Origin of the sequence: uncultured Flavobacterium sp. (assembly GCF_963974175.1) — a bacterium.
Lineage (GTDB): Bacteria > Bacteroidota > Bacteroidia > Flavobacteriales > Flavobacteriaceae > Flavobacterium.
The window spans coordinates 40,415-60,584 of sequence record NZ_CAXBBR010000002.1; the positions used below are offsets into that span (position 1 = coordinate 40,415).

Consider the following 20,170-nt stretch of genomic DNA (forward strand, 5'->3'; position numbering starts at 1 on the left):
TTGAAACGTCTAAAAACGCTATTATTCGCACTATTTTTTTGCGGAAGTCTTTTTGCACAAGACAAGAAAATCACTTATACTCAATTTGACGTAACAATAGCCTTCACCGGAAACCCTAAAAGCGGAGAAGTTGACCAGTATACAAACGAAAAAGAACCTTGGCTTATTCCAGACGGTATTGGATCAAAATTAGGCTATGGCCTTCGCTATAAAAAATGGGTTGGATTAGGAATTCATGGAGGATTGAACTGGGATTGGTCAAATAAATTAGTGGTCGTCCCTATTTATGCCAATTTTAGATTAAGTCCAAAAATAGGCGAAGAAACCAGAATTACACTCCAACTTGGACTTGGAAAAGCGATCGCATTGGGTCGCGGCAACTTAACTGGGGACTATAAAAAAATCAGCATAGGAATACAAAACGACAATGATATTTTACTTTTTATTGAAGTAAATCACTATGCATTTCCTATTAATAATCAAAGAGATTCAGGAAATATAAGTTTAGGGATTTCCTCAATCAGCTTCTAAAATACAGCTATTCTTCTTCTTTGTCTAAGTCAAGCATCATCCAAATAATTTCTTCTTGGGAAGACAAGCCTTTATCATGTAAGTACCACAATTGCAAATCGGCTTTTGCCGTTTCATCAATAGCGCCGTGTTCTTTTTTATAGTTCGCAATTAAATCAGTCGCTCCTTTAGGTCTCGGTCCCCAATGCGCCAGTCCGCCACCTGTTTCTCTGCTAATAACGATAAGTTTTGGAATCGCTTTGCCTTTGTTAGTCAAAAACAAATTCATTAACTCTTCATTTTCATCACGCAAAACAATTTCCATCTCTATTTTTCCATCAGAGGCGGTGACCATTTTATCAAATACAGGAAGTAGTTGCGCTGCATCACCACACCAGCCTTCAGAAATAACCAACCAAATGTAATCGTTTTTTAAGGATTCCAATTTTTGAACATTCTCTTCCGATATCTTTAATGTCTTTTCTAAACGATTCATACGAGTCTCATTTAAATGACTGTAATTAGTTAAAGCAGCAGACTGCTCATTACCGGTAGATTTATCGTCCTTTAATAAGTCTGAAACTAATTTTCTATATTCGGAATAGGAATGACTGTTGAATAATGCTTTAGCTATCGATTTTCTCATGATTTCTCTTTATTTATGTAAAGTTAAAACAATTTAATAATTTTTAACATGACAAAAGTCACTTAAAAAGAAGCAAAATAGTAATTTTAGAACAAATAACTAAGGAAATGGATTTCAATTCAAAATCAATTGGGCTTGTACTTTCAGGAGGAGGTTCTAAAGGCATTGCTCATGCAGGTGCGATTAAATTTTTAGAAGAGCAAAACATTCAACCCAATCGAATTGCCGGAACAAGCGCAGGTGCAATCGTAGGCGCAATGTATGCCTGGGGAAAGACTCCTGATGAAATTTTAGATTTTTTCAAGTCGGTATATCTGTTTCAGTGGAGGCATTTCACTTTTAAAAAAGCGGGCTTGATAGATTCTGAATCCTTTAAAGAATATTTTCACACTATTTTTAAAGATGCTACGCTTGCAGAATTAAGAATACCTACACAAATAACTGCAACAGATATGGTTAGAGGAAGGTTAAAAATATTTGAGTCGGAAACCAAAATTAGTGATGCCCTTTTAGCGTCTTCTGCATTTCCTGGAATAATATCGCCTTTTGGAATTAACGGAGATCTCTATAGTGATGGTGGAATTTTGAATCATTTCCCAACGGACGTATTACAAGGTCAATGTGACAATATCATTGGTGTTTATGTCAGTCCTATTCAAAAAATAGAAGCCAAAGATTTAAATTCAATAAGAGCAGTAACCACCAGAGCTTTTGATATTCTTTCTGCCAATTCGAATATGCAAAAATTTAATATCTGCGAATGGGTAATCGAACCTAAAGAACTTAGCAATTACAGCACTTTTGAAATGAATAAAGCAAAAATGGATACAATTTTTAAGATTGGTTATCAAGCAGCAAAGAGCTCTTTTGAAAAACTAAATTTATAAAAACTTAGCGACGCTATTTCAAAAAAAAAGAATATCACTATATTTGCAGCAAACAACTCAACATACACATGAAATATAAAAGAATTCTTCTGAAATTAAGTGGTGAAGCTTTAATGGGCGACAGACAATACGGTATTGACCCAGTAAGATTAGCTGAATATGCCGAAGAAATCAAAAAAATTCACGACAAAGGGATAGAAATTGCCATTGTAATAGGTGGTGGAAATATTTTTAGAGGAGTTGCAGGGGCCAGTAATGGAATGGATCGCGTTCAAGGAGATTACATGGGAATGCTAGCCACAGTTATCAACGGAATGGCTTTGCAAGGTGCTTTAGAAGATAAAGGAATGCTTACACGTTTACAAACTGCTTTAAAAATCGAAGCAATTGCAGAACCTTATATCAAAAGAAGAGCAGTACGTCACCTTGAGAAAGGTAGAATTGTGATTTTTGGCGCCGGAACTGGAAACCCATATTTCACAACAGATACCGCAGCAGTTTTACGTGGCGTAGAAATTCACGCTGATGTAATCCTCAAAGGAACACGCGTTGATGGAGTTTATGATTCAGATCCTGAAAAAAATGCAGCCGCTGTGAAATTTGATTTTATTTCTTTTGACGACGTAATTAGCAAAGGATTGAATGTAATGGATTCCACTGCATTTACATTAAGCCAAGAAAATAAATTGCCTATCGTAATTTTCGACATGAACAAACAAGGCAATTTATTGAAAATCTGTGAAGGAGAAAACATAGGAACAGTAGTAAATATATAATCCCCTAAATCCCCGAAGGGGACTTAAAAACTGGAAATAATGACTGAAGAAATTGAATTTATATTAGATAGTACTAAAGAATCGATGATCGGTTCTATTGTCCACTTAGAAAAAGAGTTTCTAAATATTCGTGCAGGAAAAGCGTCTCCAGCAATGCTAGGAAGTGTTTTTGTTGATTATTATGGCTCAGCTACACCACTTTCACAAGTGGCAAAACTAAGCGTTCCTGACGCTAGAACCATCACGCTTCAGCCGTTTGAAAGAAACATGCTTCATGCTATTGAAAAAGCAATTATGGTAGCAAACATTGGATTTAACCCAATGAATAACGGTGACTTGATTATTATCAGCGTTCCGCCATTAACCGAAGAAAGAAGACGCGATCTTGCTAAACAAGCAAAAGTCGAAGCAGAAGATGCAAAAATAGGGGTTCGTAACGCTCGTAAAGATGCCAATTCTGATATCAAAAAATTAGAAAAAGAAGGAACGTCTGAAGACATTTGTAAAAGTGCTGAAGAAGAAGTCCAAACCTTAACTAATAGTTATATCAAAAAAGTAGATGAACTTCTTGTTCATAAAGAAGCTGAAATCATGAAAGTGTAACTTTCAATAAAACAATAGTACAATCCGTCCCGTTTACATAGCGAGACGGATTTTCTTATTCTTATTAAATTCATACCATAATGTGATTGTGTCCGTTTTGTAATAAACCTTATTTATGAAGCATTTTTGTCTACTGTTGTTCTTTTTTACTATTTCAATTCAGGCTCAATTTCAGCTAAACGGAATTGTAAAAGAATCCACAGCAAACAAACCTCTTGCTTTTGCCACAATTACCGCTGCTGATGGCGCCACTACCATTTCTGATGTAGACGGAAAATTTAGCATTTTCTCTAAAAACAGCATTGCCTTTTTTGACGTTTCCTACATTGGACATTTTAAAACTACGATTCCTGTTTTAAAAGAAAAGAATTTTTATGCCGTTTTCCTGACACCTAAAAGGGATGACTTAAAGGAAGTTTTTATTTCGAATAAAAATCCTGCCTTGGCCATTATAAAACAGGCCATTGAAAATAAAAACAAGAACAATCCGCAGTTAAGGCTAAAAACTTTCGAATTCAAATCTTATAACAAGCTAATTGTTTCCGCTAATCCTGACTCGTTAAAAGGAGATATTGATTCGGTATTTATTGAAAAATCGATTGGTAAAACCTTCTCTAAAATCGATTCCTCTGCTTATAAATTTAAAGAGATTGTAAGCAAGCAACATCTATTTCAAACGGAGAAAGTGTCGCAGTATCAGTTTGGCAACCAAAAATTAAAAGAAACGATTTTAGGAACAAAAATGGCCGGTTTCAAGCAACCTATTTATGAAATTTTAGCCTTCAATCTACAATCTTTTTCAGTCTACGATTCCCGCTACGAGCTTTTTGAAACAAAGTACAACAGTCCGATTGCTAATGACGCCTTGAACGATTACAATTATAAATTACTTGACACTATAGCGATAGATGGTAGGCGATCGTACATGATTTATTTTAAAAATAAAAAGAAAAGTAAAGCCTCAGGACTGGAAGGAGTACTATATATAGACCAAAGTAATTTTGCCGTTTCTAAGGCTATTATGCGAATAAAAGGAGTTCTTGATATCAGTGGAATACATGAATTTCAGTACATTCCTCAAGAAGAAATTTGGTTCCCCATTCGCAAAACCTTTAAAATTGTAAAAGGAAAAAATGACGATGATATAAAAATTCTTGGAGGAACCGTTCAATTTGACGGTGACGTTGAAAAAGATTTCAAAACGAGAAAAAAAACAGCTTCCGATTTTACATATTTACTGTCTAAAACCGATAATTTTGACATCCAATATAATACGCCACTCAAAATAAAACAAAGCTATATTTCTGTCGAAATAAAAGGAGATGCTATTAACAAACCAGAACGTTTTTGGGATTCCTACCGGAAGGATAGTTTGGACATTCGAAGCCAAAAAACCTACTTAGGATTAGACAGTATCGCCGTTAAAAGAAGAATAGCAAGTCGAATTCGTTTTGGCAGAAAAATCATCAACGGGTTTTTACCTTTAGGTTTTTTTGATATGGACTTACGTAAAATTATAAGTTACAATAACTACGAAGGGTTTCGATTAGGTTTTGGAGGCATTACGAATGACCAGTTTTTAAAAAATTTCAGAATAGAAGGCTATTCTGCTTACGGTACAAAAGACGGGAATTTCAAATATAATGCAGGCTTGTCCGCACGTGTGGGTAAATTATCTGATTCCTGGATTGGCTTATCTTATACTGACGATGTTAGAGAGATAGCTAACACATTATATACTATCGAAAAAAGACCCTTTAAACTATACGACCCAAGACCTATAAACATTAGTACCTTTTATAATTACGTGAGTTGGAAAGCCTCTTTGAAAACCCAAATTATTCCTAAAACAGAAAGTATTTGGACGCTCAATCGCTCTGAAATCGAACCCAAATTCAACTATGTCTATAATTTAAACGGAAAATTATACTCGAATTACATCATGACAACGGCTATGGCTTCCCTGCAGTGGAGCCCTTTCAGTGACTATATGCAAACCCCAACTGGCAGAGTTGAAGTGGAAAAACGTTTTCCAAAATTCACTTTTCAGTTTACACAGTCCTTACCAAAAGTCATGGACAATGATTTTGAATTCAGCAAAATAGATTTTAAAACAGAATTTGAGAAGAAATATTTAAATGGCCAAAAAACAAATTTGCTTTTCGAAGCAGGCTATGCCATAGGTGATGTTCCTTTAACCCATTTGTACAACACCTCTCCAAATAACATTACGAAAGAAACCATCATTCAAAGAATCACCTTTGCGGGGAAAAATAGTTTTGAAACGATGTACTTCAATGAGTTTTTCTCGAATGAGTTCGTCTATTTCCAATTTAAACATGGCTTCAACAGAGTTACTATTTTCAAAAAAGTAAAGCCGTCTTTAGTTCTGGTATCCAGAATGGCGTGGGGAAATTTACAAAAACCAGAACAACATGCAGGATTAAATTACAAAACCCTAAATGAGGGTTACTTTGAATCTGGGATAGAACTTAACCAAATTTTTAAAGGACTGGGACTTACCGCATTTTACCGTTATGGTCCTAATCAATTACCTCAATTTGAAGACAATATTGCCGTAAAACTAAGTTACGTTCTTAACCTAGGACTTTAGTGACTGGAAACAAACTTTAAGCCAATAATAGAAGCTATTAAAGTCGTCAAAAAGAATATTCTCCAAAAAGTAGCTGGCTCCTTGAATACAAGAATCCCTACCAAAACAGTTCCTACTGCTCCTATACCAGTCCATACCGCATAAGCAGTCCCTATAGGTAATTCTTGTGTTGCCTTATACAGCAAAAGCATGCTTATACTTAGGCAAACTAAAAAACCCAACATCCAATAAGTAGATTCAATACCTTTTGTTTCATTGGCTTTGCCTAAACAAGAAGCAAAACCTACTTCGAATAAACCTCCAATGATTAATAAAATCCAATTCATAAATTACGGCTTAATAATTAAAACAGAGGGAACGCCAATCAACCAATCGCTATCTGAGTCAAGTACTGACTTCCAACTTTCAAGGCTAATAAGCATTAAGTCCTGCTTTTCTAGGAAAGGCAAACTTACTACCTTATCAGTAACTATCGATAAATTATCAGGGTGAATTTGTTCTAAGGACGTCACGGCACTTTGAATAACAAAATTATTCTTTACATGCCCGTTTACATCCAAAATGGTAATCTTTGAATTATTATTGTAAATTAATTTTTGTGCATAGTCAATTAAAAAAGAATCATCTGATTTGAAAATTGGAATAAATACATGATCTATATCTTGAAATTCTTTATCAATCAAAATCCCCAAAGGCATTTTTGTTTTGGCAACAATTTGTCGGGTTCTTTCGTCAAAAGGAGAGTTTTCAAATAAGCCTTCCTTACCTGTAAATTTGTCAATCAAGCGGTCCGGATTAATGATCCTAGTGGTAAAACCAATTACTTTACCCAGAATAGTTCCTTCAAAAATAGATTTTCCTAAACCTACAAGCAACAAGTCATAGTCACCTTGATTAGCCACATCGGCAATCTCAGATTCGATATCAATAGTTGCTTTAAAAATAGTATCGATTTCAATATTCAACAGCTCTGATTCTTCAAAAATAGGTAAAAAACTGTCTTTTTCTTTCTCGCCCATATTGAACGTATGCAGTTCATCGCTCAGCGAAAGATGCATTGCGGTCACAATAGAATTGTTTTTTTGTTTTTTTGTCAAGCTATTCGCTAATCGCAATAGTGATTTCCCTTTCTCGTTATTTCCAAATGAAAATAGTATTCTGTATTTACTATGATTGATTATTTCTTCGGCATCAGGCAAACTCTTGTCTTTAAATAAATAATTAATTAAGTCTAACGCGGGACCGGTCATGAAAGTGGTTACCAGCGCCATAATAACCATCATGGTAAAAACTTCAGGAGTTAAAACCTTAAGCTCTAACCCTATATTTAATACAATTAATTCCATCAACCCTCTGGTGTTCATTAAAGCACCAATAGTTAAGCTATCTTTCCAGTTTTGCCCCACAAATTTTGCTGCCAGTGCACTTCCTAAGAACTTACCCACGACAGCAACCATAATAATCGCTCCAGTAACTTTCCATAAATACGGATCATTGATAAGTCCGATTTCTGTCTTCAATCCCGTGAAAACAAAAAACAATGGCAACAAAAGAATTACCGCAACATCTTCTACTTTCTCGATAAATATCATTCGGAATTTAGTAACGTCGGGCATAATGGACCCCATCATAAAAGCTCCAAAGAGGGCATGAATTCCAATTACTTCTGTAGCATATGAGGAAAGAATTAGAAAAAGAAAGAAAATAGCCATTACTGGCTTTCCAATACTGTCTTTAGTGCCATACAAATCGCCTATTCTTTTCAAGAAAGGTTTCACGATAAAAATCATTGCCACAACATAAATAACGGCAAGCGAAATAACATATAGTGAACTGATAAAATCACCCGCTTTCACTATTGCGATTACCACTGCAAGCAAACACCAAGCTGTGATATCGTCAGCCGCTGCGCAAGTAATTACAATAGCTCCAAGTTTAGTTTTGTGAATTTCTCTTTCCTGAACGATTCTTGCTAGAACCGGAAAGGCCGTTATACTCATGGCAATTCCCATAAACAAACTGAAAGAGAGAAATTGAACACCTTCTGGAGCAAATTGGTTAAATACAAAATAAGACAAACCAATACCCAATGCAAAAGGAATGACAATACTGGCATGACTTATAACAATTGCTTCACTGGCTTTGTTTTTTAGCACTTTAATATCGAGTTCCATACCAATAACGAACATGAAAAGAATAAGTCCTATCTGACTAAGAAACTTTAAATTCCCTAAAGATTCAACAGGAAACAAAGCCGCCGAAAAATCAGGAAAATACATTCCCAATAATGAGGGCCCAAGAACAATTCCGGCTATAATTTCACCAATAACAGTTGGCTGCCCGATCTTTTTGAAAATCCAGCCAAAAAGACGGGCCATTAGGATAATCATTACAATTTGAGCTAATAGTATTGCCAAAGGATCTTCAAAATTATGTTCCATGGAAGATATGAAATCATTCCACGAACCATTTCCCGTCTCCCAAACCGCTAGATTTTTTCTTCTTTCCAGCAATTCCCCCTTAGTAATAATCCAATAAATCAACGCCGTAAAACCACCGGTCACCCCTATATAAAACAAGGTATTTTTATATTTTTTCAAATCCATTTTACAGTAGTGTATTAATTTAAAAAATCATACAAAGATGTAAAATTCTATAATACGTTTTACAAGGCGAAAATTAATTTTTAAGCGAAATTAAAACGCGAAATTAAACCGTTAAAAATCAAGTCTAAACCAGCTAAAAAGATTTCCTTAATTTATAGCTTTTATGGTGGCATTCACTACCTTTGCACCCATTTTTAACACACTTATGAAAAAGAAATTAAAAGTAGGGTTTTGGGAATTTGTTGCCAGAATCGTACTTAAAAACAGAATCGTTATCCTTGGTGTTATTGTTTTTATAACACTTTTTTTAGCACTGCAATGGAAAAACATACAGTTTTCATTTACGGAGGCTAACCTACTTCCAGACAACCACATCATCAATAAAGAGTACAATGCCTTTCTAGAAAAGTTTGGGGAAGAGGGAAATCTAATTGTTGTAGGTGTTAAAGACGATGCTTTTTTTACTCCAAAAGCCTTTGCTGCTTGGACTAAATTAATGAGCGAACTAAAAGCACAAAAGGAAGTGGATCTGATTATTTCAATCAGTGATTTGAAGAAATTGCAAAAAAACGAATCCCTTCAAACTTTTGAATTAGTACCGTTTGTTGACCAAAGCCAAACAGTCAACAAAGCTTACCTAGATACTATCAAAAAAGATTTGTTCCAAAACATGCCTTTTTACGAAGGTTTACTTTTCAATAAGAAAAATGGAACGATTCGCTCAGCTATTTATTTGGATAAAAAAATCGTCAACACAGCGCACCGTAAAGATTACATAGTCAATGATTTTATCCCAAAAATAAAAGCTTTTGAAGAAGAGACCGGTATAGACTTACGTGTTTCCGGAATGCCTTACATCAGAACACTTAATGCGATGAGCATTATGAACGAAATTAGTTTATTCATAGGAGTTTCATTATTGCTGACTTCGATGATATTCTTTTTCTTTTTCCGCTCTTACAGAGCGACCTTAATTGCAATTATAATTGTAATCATAGGTGTTATGTGGACTTTTGGACTTCTTGGATTATTCCATTATCAAATTACGGTTCTTACTGCTCTAGTGCCTACACTAGTTATCGTAATTGGAATACCAAACTGTATTTTTCTTACCAATAAATACCAACAAGAATACGTTGCTCATGGAAATAAAGCCCGTGCTTTACAGCGTGTAATTACTAAAGTAGGAACAGCGACTTTGATGACCAACTTAACCACAGCTGCCGGTTTTGCTACTTTCATCATTACAAATAGTGAGTTATTGAAAGAGTTTGGTATAATCTCCTCGCTAAGTATTGTTGCCCTATTCTTTTTATGTCTTATCATCATACCAATTTATTATAGCTACCAACCTGTTCCAAAAGAAAAGCACCTGAGACACTTGAGTCGTAATTACACAAAAGTATTCATGGCTTGGATCGAAAAAATGGTAAAATACAATAGACGACATGTCTATCTTGTGGCTATATTTTTATTTCTAGTAAGCAGCATTGGTGCTTTAAAAATTAAAACGTCAGGAAGTTTAATTGAAGACATGCCAAAAAATACTGGCTTTTATCAAGACATTCTTTTTTTCGAACAAGAATTTGATGGAATTATGCCTTTGGAAATTACGATTGACACCAAAAGAAAAAAAGGAGTAATGAAACTCTCTACCTTGAGAAAGATGGATGAACTTCAGGAGACTATTGAAGAAATTCCCGAACTTTCAAAACCAATCTCCATTCTGAATTTAGTTAAATATTCTAAGCAGGCATACTATAATGGTAATCCTGAATATTATGACTTACCTACTTCTCAGGAGCAAAGTTTCATCCTGGGTTATGCCAAAAACGCAACTAAAAACACCCAAAATAACATCATGAAAAGCTATGTGGACAGCACGGGTCAAGTGGCTCGTATAACGACTTTCATGAGAGATATTGGAACTGGAAACATGGCAAAAATCGAAAATAAGCTTTGGACCAAAATCAATAAAATCTTCCCTTCTGATCGCTACAAAGTGGTGATGACCGGAAAAGCATTAGTTTTTGAAAAAGGAACGAAGTACTTACTTGACAATTTACTGATGTCACTACTTTTTGCAGTCTTTCTGATTTCTTTGTTGATGGTATTCATGTTTCGCTCTTTCAAAATGGTGGTCGTTTCCTTAATTCCTAATCTGTTACCGTTAATGATTACCGCCGGATTAATGGGTTATTTTGGCATTCCGCTAAAACCATCCACTATATTAGTTTTTAGTATTGCTTTTGGACTTTCAGTCGATGACACTATCCACTTCTTGGCACAATACCGTCAGGAGTTAACTCGAAATAACTGGAAGATAAAAAAATCAGTTTTTGCTACCATAAGAGAATCAGGATTGAGTATGTTCTATACCTCGGTCGTTTTATTTTCAGGATTTTCTGTGTTTATGCTTTCAGATTTTGGTGGTACCGTTGCCCTTGGTGGATTAATCGCCATTACACTGGCTTTCGGAATGCTGTCTAACTTGATGTTATTGCCTTGTTTAGTATTAACTTTAAACAAATCGTTAACCAACAAACAGGAGTTTATCGAACCAAAAATTGATGTTTTGAGCAAGCCTGAAAAAGAGACCGAAGATTCCGATAAATAATCGGTACGCTTTTTTTAAAACATACCTTATAAAACTCAAAAAGCTTCCCTCTTTCCAGACGGGAAGCTTTTTTTTAAACCTGAAACCCGTGTTTATTATGAGTTACTTTTTAAAATATGTATATTTGGAAATCATGACAATTCAAGTGAAAAAGAGCTAACTGTATCAATTAGACGAACTAATTTTTACCAAAAAGACTACGAAAACAACCAATTAAACGTTAGTTTTAAAAAAACAGCAAATAAAATATAGACCACTCACTCACGTGATGTTAATGTTAAAGTGGAGTCCAGTGACCACTAAAAAAACGGGGCGAAATCGAAAAGCCTAATGAGTAGAAAAACAAAAAATAAATACAATGGAACAACAAGCTACAGTTGTAAACAATTACCTTGACAAGATAATCGACTTCGGTTTTGAATACGCACCTAAATTGATCGGCGGCATACTAGTCCTATTTATCGGTTTATGGGTTACCAATTTAATTACTAAAGCGGTTGGAAAATCATTGCAAAAGTCGAACATTGATCAGTCTCTTGTCCCATTTTTAAGAAGTATTACAAACATGTTACTGAAAGTTTTAGTGGCTATTACCGTAATGGGAATGATAGGTATCCAAATGACTTCATTTGTTGCAATTATTGGTGCTGCAGGTCTAGCTGTTGGACTGGCCCTATCGGGAACGCTTCAGAATTTTGCCGGAGGTGTCGTTATTTTAATTTTAAAACCCTTTAAAGTAGGAGACTTTATTGAAGCGCAAGGGTACACCGGAACTGTGAAGGAAATTAGCATTTTTTCAACGATGTTGAATACACCAGATAAGAAATTAGTAATAATTCCTAATGGACCGCTCTCAACAGACGCACTTACCAATTATTCTGCTGAACCACTGCGAAGAGTAGACTGGACATTTGGAATAGCCTACGGTGATGATGTTGAGAATTTCAAAAAGGCACTTAACGACTTCATCGCTGAAGACAGCCGAATTTTAAAGGACCCTGCTCCTTTTATGGGTCTTTCTGAACTTGCTGATAGTTCTGTTAATTTCACTGTTAGAGTATGGGTTGACGGTCCTGATTATTGGGGAGTGTTTTTTGATATGAATGAGAAAGTATACACCCGTTTTGGCGATTACAAACTCAACATCCCCTTCCCGCAAATGGATGTTCACGTCCAAAGTAATAAATAATAACGAACTTACATTCCTTAATTTTTATAAAACAACTAAAACTTCCGTCATTCTAACGGGAGTTTTTTTTGGGGTTAATCGAAAAAAATACAATGTCAGTTCATCAATAAACAATACTAATTTTTACGAGATAACAAAAGAACCTCAACAATCTTAGACAATTAAGCAATAGTAACCAGTTGCTTAAGCAGTAATTAAAAATAAACCTTATTTTTACCAACTCACTTTAAAGAAAAGAGACTTTATTAAAATCTTTTCGCTTTTGGTAGATCGTTTTACAACAAAGACTTTATTTTTATTTTAAGCCTAAAAAAATAACTATTACACCTCAAAATATGACTCATAATCTTTCTGAAGCAGAAAAATTAGCCGTTTCTGATAGCTATAGAAATTGGAAAAAATGGGGCCCTTACTTAGCCGAAAGACAATGGGGAACTGTTCGTGAAGATTACAGCGACAATGGAGACGCTTGGGAATTTATTAACCACGACAAAGCGCGAAGTAATGCATATCGATGGGGAGAAGAAGGAATTGGTGGTTTTTGCGATTCTCGTGAAATCCTATGTTTAGCTCCCGCCTTTTGGAATGGAAAAGACCCTATTTTAAAAGAGCGTTTATTTGGTCTCACTAACAATCAAGGAAACCACGGAGAAGATGTTAAAGAACTTTATTTTCACCAAGTTTCAACGCCTACACATTCCTACAACAAATACCTTTATAAATATCCTCAAAACGAATTTCCTTATGATGATTTGGTGTCAAAAAACCATCGCAGTCGTGAAGAAACAGAATTCGAATTATTAGATACTGATAGTTTTAAAGACAATGCCTATTTTGATTGTTTTATCGAATATGCAAAAGCAGGTATTGATGATATTTTAATGAAAGTTACCGTAGTCAATAGAGGAAAAGATACAGCCGAAATCCATGTACTTCCCCACCTATGGTTCCGTAATTTTTGGAAACACAATAACAGGCATCCACGTCCTAGTGTGGAATCTGTTACAGACAACACCATTCTTTCAAAAAGTAGTCGAAATGACGACTATTATCTTTATCATAATGAGGGGGTACAATTATTTTGTGAAAACGAAACTAACAACAAGCGTATTTATAACTCAGCTAACGAATACGAGTACGTTAAAGATGGAATTAACAACCATGTTGTAAGCGGAGAACCTACTGTAAATCCAGAGAAATTCGGGACCAAAGCTGCTGTTTGGCATCAATTTAATTTAAAAGCAGGCGAAGAAAAAAGCATCAAAATTCGCTTGAGCAATGTCGCACTTGAAAACCCTTGGCTCGACTTCGACACGATATTTGAATTCAGAAAAAAAGAATGTGAAACTTTTTATGACGAAATTATAAGTAAAAACATACCCAAAGCACAACAAGCCATTGCAAGAAGTGCTTTTTCAGGTTTGTTATGGACAAAGCAGTTTTACTATTACGATGTACATAAATGGCTGTTTGGAGGTGTTGACGAAAAATCAACAACTCACAGGAGAACAGATTCACGTAATTTTAGTTGGCAACACCTTAATAACCGACATGTCATTTCTATGCCCGATAAATGGGAATATCCTTGGTATGCTGCTTGGGATCTTGCTTTTCACATGGCATCCTTTGTAGAAATCGATCCTTATTTTGCTAAACAGCAACTTTTATTAGTCTTACAAGAAAGCTATATGCATCCTAACGGTCAAATTCCAGCTTATGAATGGAACTTTAGCGATGTAAATCCGCCTGTTCATTCTTGGGCAGTTTGGAATGTTTACGAAAAAGACAAAAAACGAACTGGCAAAGGAGATACCCCATTTTTAGAAAAAGCTTTCCAAAAACTCCTAATCAACTTTACTTGGTGGGTTAACCAAAAAGATAAGAGTGGTACCGATTTATTTGAAGGAGGGTTTTTAGGTTTAGACAACATTGGTGTTTTTGACCGAAACCACATGCCAGAGGGAATTAAAAAAATGCAACAGGCAGATGCAACGAGCTGGATGGCGATGTTTTCTTTGAATATGTTGCGCATGTCACTCGAATTAGCAAAAACTAATGAAATTTATGAAGAAATATCAGCTAAGTTTTTTAGGCATTTTTTAAATATTGCTTGGGCAATGCATCATATTGGAAAGAAAGACCTTTCGCTTTGGGATGATAAAGACAATTTCTATTATGACGTTGTTGAAATGTCTGATGGAACTAATGAACGTCTAAAAGTACGCTCCTTGGTTGGTGTTATTCCAATGTTTGCTGTTGAAATTATGAATATAGATTTATTCAAAGAACTAAAAGAATTTCAAAAAAGAGCAAACGAAATCATTAGAACACGCCCCGATCTAGCTTCATTAATTTCAAATTTAGAGAACGCTAATAAAGATGGTAATTTTCTTTTCTCGATTATGCGCGGTTTTAGATTAGAACATCTTTTAAAACGCTTGTTGGATGAGAATGAATTTCTTTCAGATTACGGAATTCGTTCCCTTTCTAAATATCATAAAGACCATCCCTTTGTTTTTGGTAACGAAGGACATCACAAAATTCAGTACGAACCTGGTGAAAGCCGTTCCGGCATGTTTGGAGGAAACTCTAACTGGCGTGGCCCTATCTGGATGCCATTGAACTATATGATTATTCAGTCATTGCGTAAGTATTATACTTTTTACGGACCTACTTATGTCTATGAATTCCCTACTGGTTCTGGCACTAAACTGAACTTAAACGAAATTGCCAACGAGTTAACAAAAAGATTAATTAAACTTTTTGAACCAGATGAAAATGGCAAATTCGTGTACCACTCTGATGATCCAAACCATGTTTTCGCCAAAGAAGAACATTTTAAAAAACAGCATTTCTTTTATGAATTTTTTGATGGTGATACTGGTAAAGGACTTGGCGCTTCGCATCAAACAGGATGGACTGCTCTTATTGCCAATTTAATTATGGAAATGGAAAACAATCAATAAATTTACAGATCATATTCCCGCCAAGAATGGCGGGAATATTTTTTTTACCCAATAATTTGAGGATTTGTATACCCGTTTAATTCTCCAGCTATTATTAATCCTTACTTGCTTTCGCTAAAGCAACTTCAAGACTTTTACTATCTGAAAGCACTTTTACTATAAGTCCTTCTTTATTAATGATAAAATGGGTAGGGAACGCATTGAGTTGCAATGTCAAATTCATATACGTCTTCATATTGGGAACAACCGAATAAGAAAGCGGTTTTCTAACTAAAAACGGCTTCAATTGCTCTGGAGAATCTTCGGCTAGACTTATGAAAACGATGTCTTTTCTATTTTTATACTTTTCAACTAATTGATTGACTTCAGGAAATTCTTTGACACAAGCTGCACAATGAATGTACCAGCATTTTACAACAACAATCTTCCCTTTCAGATTTTCATTTGTAATCAAATTGTTGTTTAAATCTTTGAATGAAAATTCTGGAAATGGTTCGCCTTGTTTTTTATGATTTTGAATCTCATTGAATGCCACTTCAGAAATGGAAGCCTTAATACTTGTATCTGATGTTGCTTCAATTTTAAAAAGCTTGTAATAAAAAACGTCCTTATCTGATTCTAAGCGAATCGGAATATTATTTCCTTCACTTAACACTTTTAGAAAAGTCTCTTTAGTAATTTCTTTTGAATTTGAATCTAATGCTACAAAATCTCTAGAGAGCATGATCCCATTGTATTGATATGTCCACCAATCCATAAACTTTCTCTGGATTTCAGATGGATTTACCTCTGGGTTTCCTAATTTGGTTTGACTTGTACAAGAAGTGAATATCACAACTAACGAAAGGGCATAAAATATTTTTTTCATTACAGATAATTGAGCAAGTAAATTAGGTGTTTTTTGCTACAAAGAAGAACTTAGCTTTATAATTATAAAATTGTCCGCTAAAATTACTAATTTTAATAAGCACCACATACTCAGGTTAATCAAAATTTATAAGTCAACTATTTTATTTCAATAAACTACGCAAAGATGAATACTAATAATTTACAAAATAACTTTCATTTTTTACTTTTGGGAATTGCATTTATCCTATTTCTATTTGGTGTTGTGACGCCGCTATTCTATGATTATTTTATAATAAATAAATTCTTTGAACTATATATTTTAATCATCTATGTATTTCTTTTCACGGGATTTACTTTACCAATTGGAATCGTCTTTATTGCAAAAAAAGAGTGTCAGGCGCTTAAACCTATTTCAATAATTTATTTGCTGATTATTGTGTTTTCATATCTTGGCTTAACCATTTCGCTAATAGCTTTACCTTTCTTTTTAATTTATGGCGCTTATTTCAATTTCAGTACTTTTATAAAAAGAAGTAAATCTACAAGCACTTCGATTTGAAGTACTGCTACACTTTTTAAAACCTTTCTTTAAAAACCATAATTCCACCATTTCCTAGCCCCGATAGCAGCGGTATCCTTTTACTTTTTTCCTTAAAAAGTAAAAGATATAGCGAATAGCGGGAAAAAGCTCCATATTGACACATTCCCTATAATGACAATTAAAACAAATCAATTATATTTGCATTTACTATTCTTCGATACCCTTTGATATCATCAATGGTATAGTTAAAAATCTAAAATTAAAATGAGACATACAAAAGTTAAAGACTTACTAAACAGTACAACGGCGCTTCATGAAGTAAATGCAAAAGGATGGGTACGAACTTTTAGAAACAATCAATTTATCGCTTTAAATGATGGATCAACCATCAATAATATACAATGTGTTGTCGATTTTGAGAACACTCCTGATGAAACTTTAAAAAGAATTACTACTGGTGCTGCTATTTCTGTAACAGGAACTTTGGTCGAAAGTAAAGGTGCTGGACAAAAATTTGAGATCCAAGTTGCAAAACTAGAAATCCTTGGAGATTCCGATGCTGAGAAATTCCCAATACAACCAAAGAACAAACCAAGTTTAGATTACTTGCGTGAAAATGCACATTTACGTGTTCGTACGAATATGTTTGGTGCGATTATGCGTGTGCGTTCGGTTTTGTCATATGCAGTTCATAGTTATTTCCAGGAAAAAGGTTTTGTGTATGTTAATACGCCTATCGTAACTGGATCTGATGCTGAAGGTGCAGGTGAAATGTTTAAAGTAACCGCTTTGCCATTTGACGGTACTCCAAGAACCGAAGATGGAAAAGTAAATTATAAAGAAGACTTCTTTGGAAAAGAAACCAACTTGACGGTTTCGGGACAACTAGAAGCTGAAACATATGCTATGGCTTTGGGTCAGGTATATACTTTTGGACCTACATTTAGAGCCGAAAACTCTAATACTTCTCGTCACCTTGCTGAGTTTTGGATGATTGAGCCAGAAGTGGCATTCAATGATTTGAATGACAATATGGATTTGGCCGAAGATTTCATCCAATACGTTATCAAGTACACGATGGAGAAATGTCCAGAGGATTTGAAATTTCTAGAAACACGTTTATTAGACGAAGAAAAATCAAAACCACAGGCAGAAAGAAGCGAAATGGCTTTGCTTGACAAATTGAACTTTGTTTTGGAAAATAATTTCAAACGCGTATCTTACACTGAAGCAATTGACATTTTAAGAGATTGTACTCCTAACAAAAAGAAAAAATTTAACTATATCATTAACGAATGGGGTGCTGATTTACAATCAGAACACGAACGTTACTTAGTAGAGAAACATTTTAAATGTCCGGTAATCTTGTTTGATTACCCAGCAAATATCAAAGCGTTTTACATGCGTTTGAACGAGGACGGAAAAACAGTTCGTGCGATGGATATCTTATTCCCTGGAATTGGAGAAATCGTGGGAGGATCACAAAGAGAGGAACGTTTTGATGTTTTGGTCGAAAAAATGAAAGCCTTAGGAATTGACGAAGAAGAATTGTGGTGGTATTTAGATACACGTAGATTTGGTTCAGCTGTTCACTCGGGTTTTGGACTAGGATTCGAAAGATTGGTATTATTTGTTACTGGTATGACAAACATACGTGACGTAATTCCTTTTCCAAGAACACCATTAAACGCGGAATTTTAATACAATTTTGTTTCAAGTTTAAGGTTTAACGTTGTTTGAAAGTTCTGCAACCTTAAACCTTAAACCTTACACTTTCAAACAAAAAATAAATGCTAAAGCAATTTTTAAATTTAAAGTTATCCCAGAAATTATCTCCTCAGCAAATTCAGCTGATGAAGTTAATTCAATTGCCTACGCAAGCATTTGAACAACGTTTGTTGGAAGAAATGAATGAAAATCCCGCTTTGGAAGCTGGGAAAGAGGAGGATGAATACGAAAAAGACGAGTTTGAAAACGAGGATTATGACGACTACGATGATTCTGAATCCGATAGAGTGGACGCAGAAGACATCAATATCGACGAATATCTAAGCAGTGACGACACACCTGATTATAAAACCCAAACGAATAATTATAGTGATGATGATGAAGATCGCGAATCTCCATTAGCAGCACCTGTTAGTTTTCATCAAGATCTAATCAATCAGTTGAATACGTTTATCCTGGATGATGACGAACGAGATATTGCTGAATTTTTAGTAGGTAGCATCGACGACATGGGCTATATCCGTCGCAGTATCCCAGATATTGTTGATGACATGGCGTTTACGCAAGGGCTTTACACTGATGAAGCTACTGTAGAAAGAATGCTACATGTAATTCATGAATTAGAACCTTCAGGAGTGGGCGCACGTGATTTGCAAGAATGTTTATTGTTGCAATTAAAACACAAAACACCTACTGAATCAGTAGAATTGGCTACTGATATTATCGAAAACCAATTTGATGCCTTTACAAAAAAGCATTACGAGAAATTAATCCAAAAATATAATGTTTCGAATGAACAGCTTAAAAAGGCAATTCACGAAATAGAAAAGCTCAACCCAAAGCCGGGCGGTGCTTTTACAGGAAATAATAAAATTACAGAAAATGTGGTTCCAGATTTTGCCATTAGAATCGTTGATGGCGAACTGGAATTAACTTTAAACGGAAGGAATGCTCCTAGCCTGCACGTTTCGAAAGATTATCAAGAAATGATGCAGACGTATAAAGAATCTACTGATAAATCAGGCCCTCAAAAAGATGCTGTTCAATTTATCAAACAAAAACTAGATTCGGCTAAGTGGTTTATTGACGCGATCAGACAACGTCAGGAAACGCTTTTTGTAACCATGAATGCGATTATGCATTATCAGGAAGAATTTTTTCTTGAAGGAGATGAAACTAAGTTAAAACCAATGATTCTGAAAGACATTGCTGACATGGTAGGTCTTGACATTTCGACTATTTCCCGAGTAGCAAATAGCAAGTATGTTGAGACTCCTTATGGAACTAAACTGATTAAGGAGTTTTTCTCAGAATCGATGAAAAATGATCAGGGAGAAGATGTTTCGACTTTGGAAATCAAAAAAATTCTACAGAATATCATTGAGGAAGAAGATAAGAAAAAACCATACCCAGACGATCAACTAGCAGAATTATTAAAAGAAAAAGGCTATCCTATTGCGAGAAGGACTATTGCAAAATATAGGGAACAACTAGATATCCCAGTGGCTAGAATGAGGAAAAAGATATAAGAGTGTTGATCTTTGATTTCTGATTTATTTAAAAAAAAACCTTTCTGACACTCAGAAAGGTTTTTTGTTATCTAGACTTTTTTGATTCCAATTAAATTCTGCCTCCCTC

At 34.9% G+C, this 20,170-nt stretch carries 15 protein-coding genes; 11 read left to right on the forward strand and 4 right to left on the reverse strand.

Annotated features, from left to right (window positions below; translation table 11 throughout):
• Complete coding sequence (locus tag AAC069_RS03100) at positions 1–531, forward strand: hypothetical protein (protein WP_339919051.1); 531 nt, start codon at positions 1–3, stop codon at positions 529–531.
• A 7-nt stretch (positions 532–538) separates the two neighbouring features.
• Here the strand turns inward: AAC069_RS03100 and AAC069_RS03105 are convergent, their stop codons facing one another.
• The gene (locus AAC069_RS03105) at positions 539–1,156 is read right to left on the reverse strand and encodes a thioredoxin family protein (protein WP_339919052.1); all 618 of its coding nucleotides are present in this window, start codon (positions 1,154–1,156) and stop codon (positions 539–541) included.
• Positions 1,157–1,263: 107 nt separating this feature from the next.
• Between AAC069_RS03105 and AAC069_RS03110 the strand changes: the two genes are divergently transcribed.
• From AAC069_RS03110 to AAC069_RS03125, 4 genes are all read left to right on the forward strand, one after another.
• The gene (locus AAC069_RS03110) at positions 1,264–2,043 is read left to right on the forward strand and encodes a patatin-like phospholipase family protein (protein WP_339919053.1); all 780 of its coding nucleotides are present in this window, start codon (positions 1,264–1,266) and stop codon (positions 2,041–2,043) included.
• A 68-nt stretch (positions 2,044–2,111) separates the two neighbouring features.
• Entirely contained in the window at positions 2,112–2,819 is a 708-nt protein-coding gene (gene pyrH, locus AAC069_RS03115) for a UMP kinase (protein ID WP_339919054.1), read from the forward strand.
• 39 nt (positions 2,820–2,858) lie between these two features.
• Complete coding sequence (gene frr, locus AAC069_RS03120; protein ID WP_339919055.1) at positions 2,859–3,422, forward strand: ribosome recycling factor; 564 nt, start codon at positions 2,859–2,861, stop codon at positions 3,420–3,422.
• A 115-nt stretch (positions 3,423–3,537) separates the two neighbouring features.
• Entirely contained in the window at positions 3,538–6,036 is a 2,499-nt protein-coding gene (locus tag AAC069_RS03125; protein WP_339919056.1) for a DUF5686 family protein, read from the forward strand.
• On the opposite strand, the gene AAC069_RS03130 is transcribed toward AAC069_RS03125, so the two are convergent.
• Together AAC069_RS03130 and AAC069_RS03135 are read right to left on the reverse strand one after the other, a co-directional pair.
• Positions 6,033–6,362 carry a multidrug efflux SMR transporter gene (locus tag AAC069_RS03130; protein ID WP_339919057.1) on the reverse strand — a complete coding sequence of 110 codons (330 nt, stop codon included), beginning with the start codon at positions 6,360–6,362 and terminating at the stop codon, positions 6,033–6,035. The genes AAC069_RS03125 and AAC069_RS03130 overlap by 4 nt on opposite strands.
• A 3-nt stretch (positions 6,363–6,365) precedes the next feature.
• Complete coding sequence (locus tag AAC069_RS03135) at positions 6,366–8,636, reverse strand: cation:proton antiporter (protein ID WP_339919434.1); 2,271 nt, start codon at positions 8,634–8,636, stop codon at positions 6,366–6,368.
• Between the two features lie 211 nt (positions 8,637–8,847).
• Between AAC069_RS03135 and AAC069_RS03140 the strand changes: the two genes are divergently transcribed.
• From AAC069_RS03140 to AAC069_RS03150, 3 genes are all read left to right on the forward strand, one after another.
• Complete coding sequence (locus AAC069_RS03140; protein WP_339919058.1) at positions 8,848–11,259, forward strand: MMPL family transporter; 2,412 nt, start codon at positions 8,848–8,850, stop codon at positions 11,257–11,259.
• A gap of 358 nt (positions 11,260–11,617) precedes the next feature.
• Positions 11,618–12,448: a mechanosensitive ion channel domain-containing protein gene (locus tag AAC069_RS03145; protein ID WP_339919059.1), complete on the forward strand. Its 831-nt coding sequence runs from the start codon at positions 11,618–11,620 to the stop codon at positions 12,446–12,448.
• Positions 12,449–12,783: 335 nt separating this feature from the next.
• Entirely contained in the window at positions 12,784–15,414 is a 2,631-nt protein-coding gene (locus tag AAC069_RS03150) for a glucosidase (protein WP_339919060.1), read from the forward strand.
• 94 nt (positions 15,415–15,508) lie between these two features.
• On the opposite strand, the gene AAC069_RS03155 is transcribed toward AAC069_RS03150, so the two are convergent.
• The gene (locus AAC069_RS03155; RefSeq protein ID WP_339919061.1) at positions 15,509–16,282 is read right to left on the reverse strand and encodes a TlpA disulfide reductase family protein; all 774 of its coding nucleotides are present in this window, start codon (positions 16,280–16,282) and stop codon (positions 15,509–15,511) included.
• Positions 16,283–16,447: 165 nt separating this feature from the next.
• On the opposite strand from AAC069_RS03155, the gene AAC069_RS03160 reads away from it, so the two are divergent.
• The 3 genes from AAC069_RS03160 (at position 16,448) to rpoN (ending at position 20,061) form a co-directional block, all read left to right on the forward strand.
• Positions 16,448–16,822, forward strand: coding sequence for a hypothetical protein (locus AAC069_RS03160; RefSeq protein WP_339919062.1), 375 nt, complete (start codon positions 16,448–16,450; stop codon positions 16,820–16,822).
• 246 nt (positions 16,823–17,068) lie between these two features.
• Positions 17,069–18,505 carry an asparagine--tRNA ligase gene (gene asnS / locus AAC069_RS03165; protein WP_091090873.1) on the forward strand — a complete coding sequence of 479 codons (1,437 nt, stop codon included), beginning with the start codon at positions 17,069–17,071 and terminating at the stop codon, positions 18,503–18,505.
• 89 nt (positions 18,506–18,594) lie between these two features.
• A complete protein-coding gene (gene rpoN, locus AAC069_RS03170) occupies positions 18,595–20,061 on the forward strand; it encodes an RNA polymerase factor sigma-54 (protein WP_339919063.1) in 1,467 nt (488 codons plus the stop codon).
• Positions 20,062–20,170: the final 109 nt, after the last annotated feature.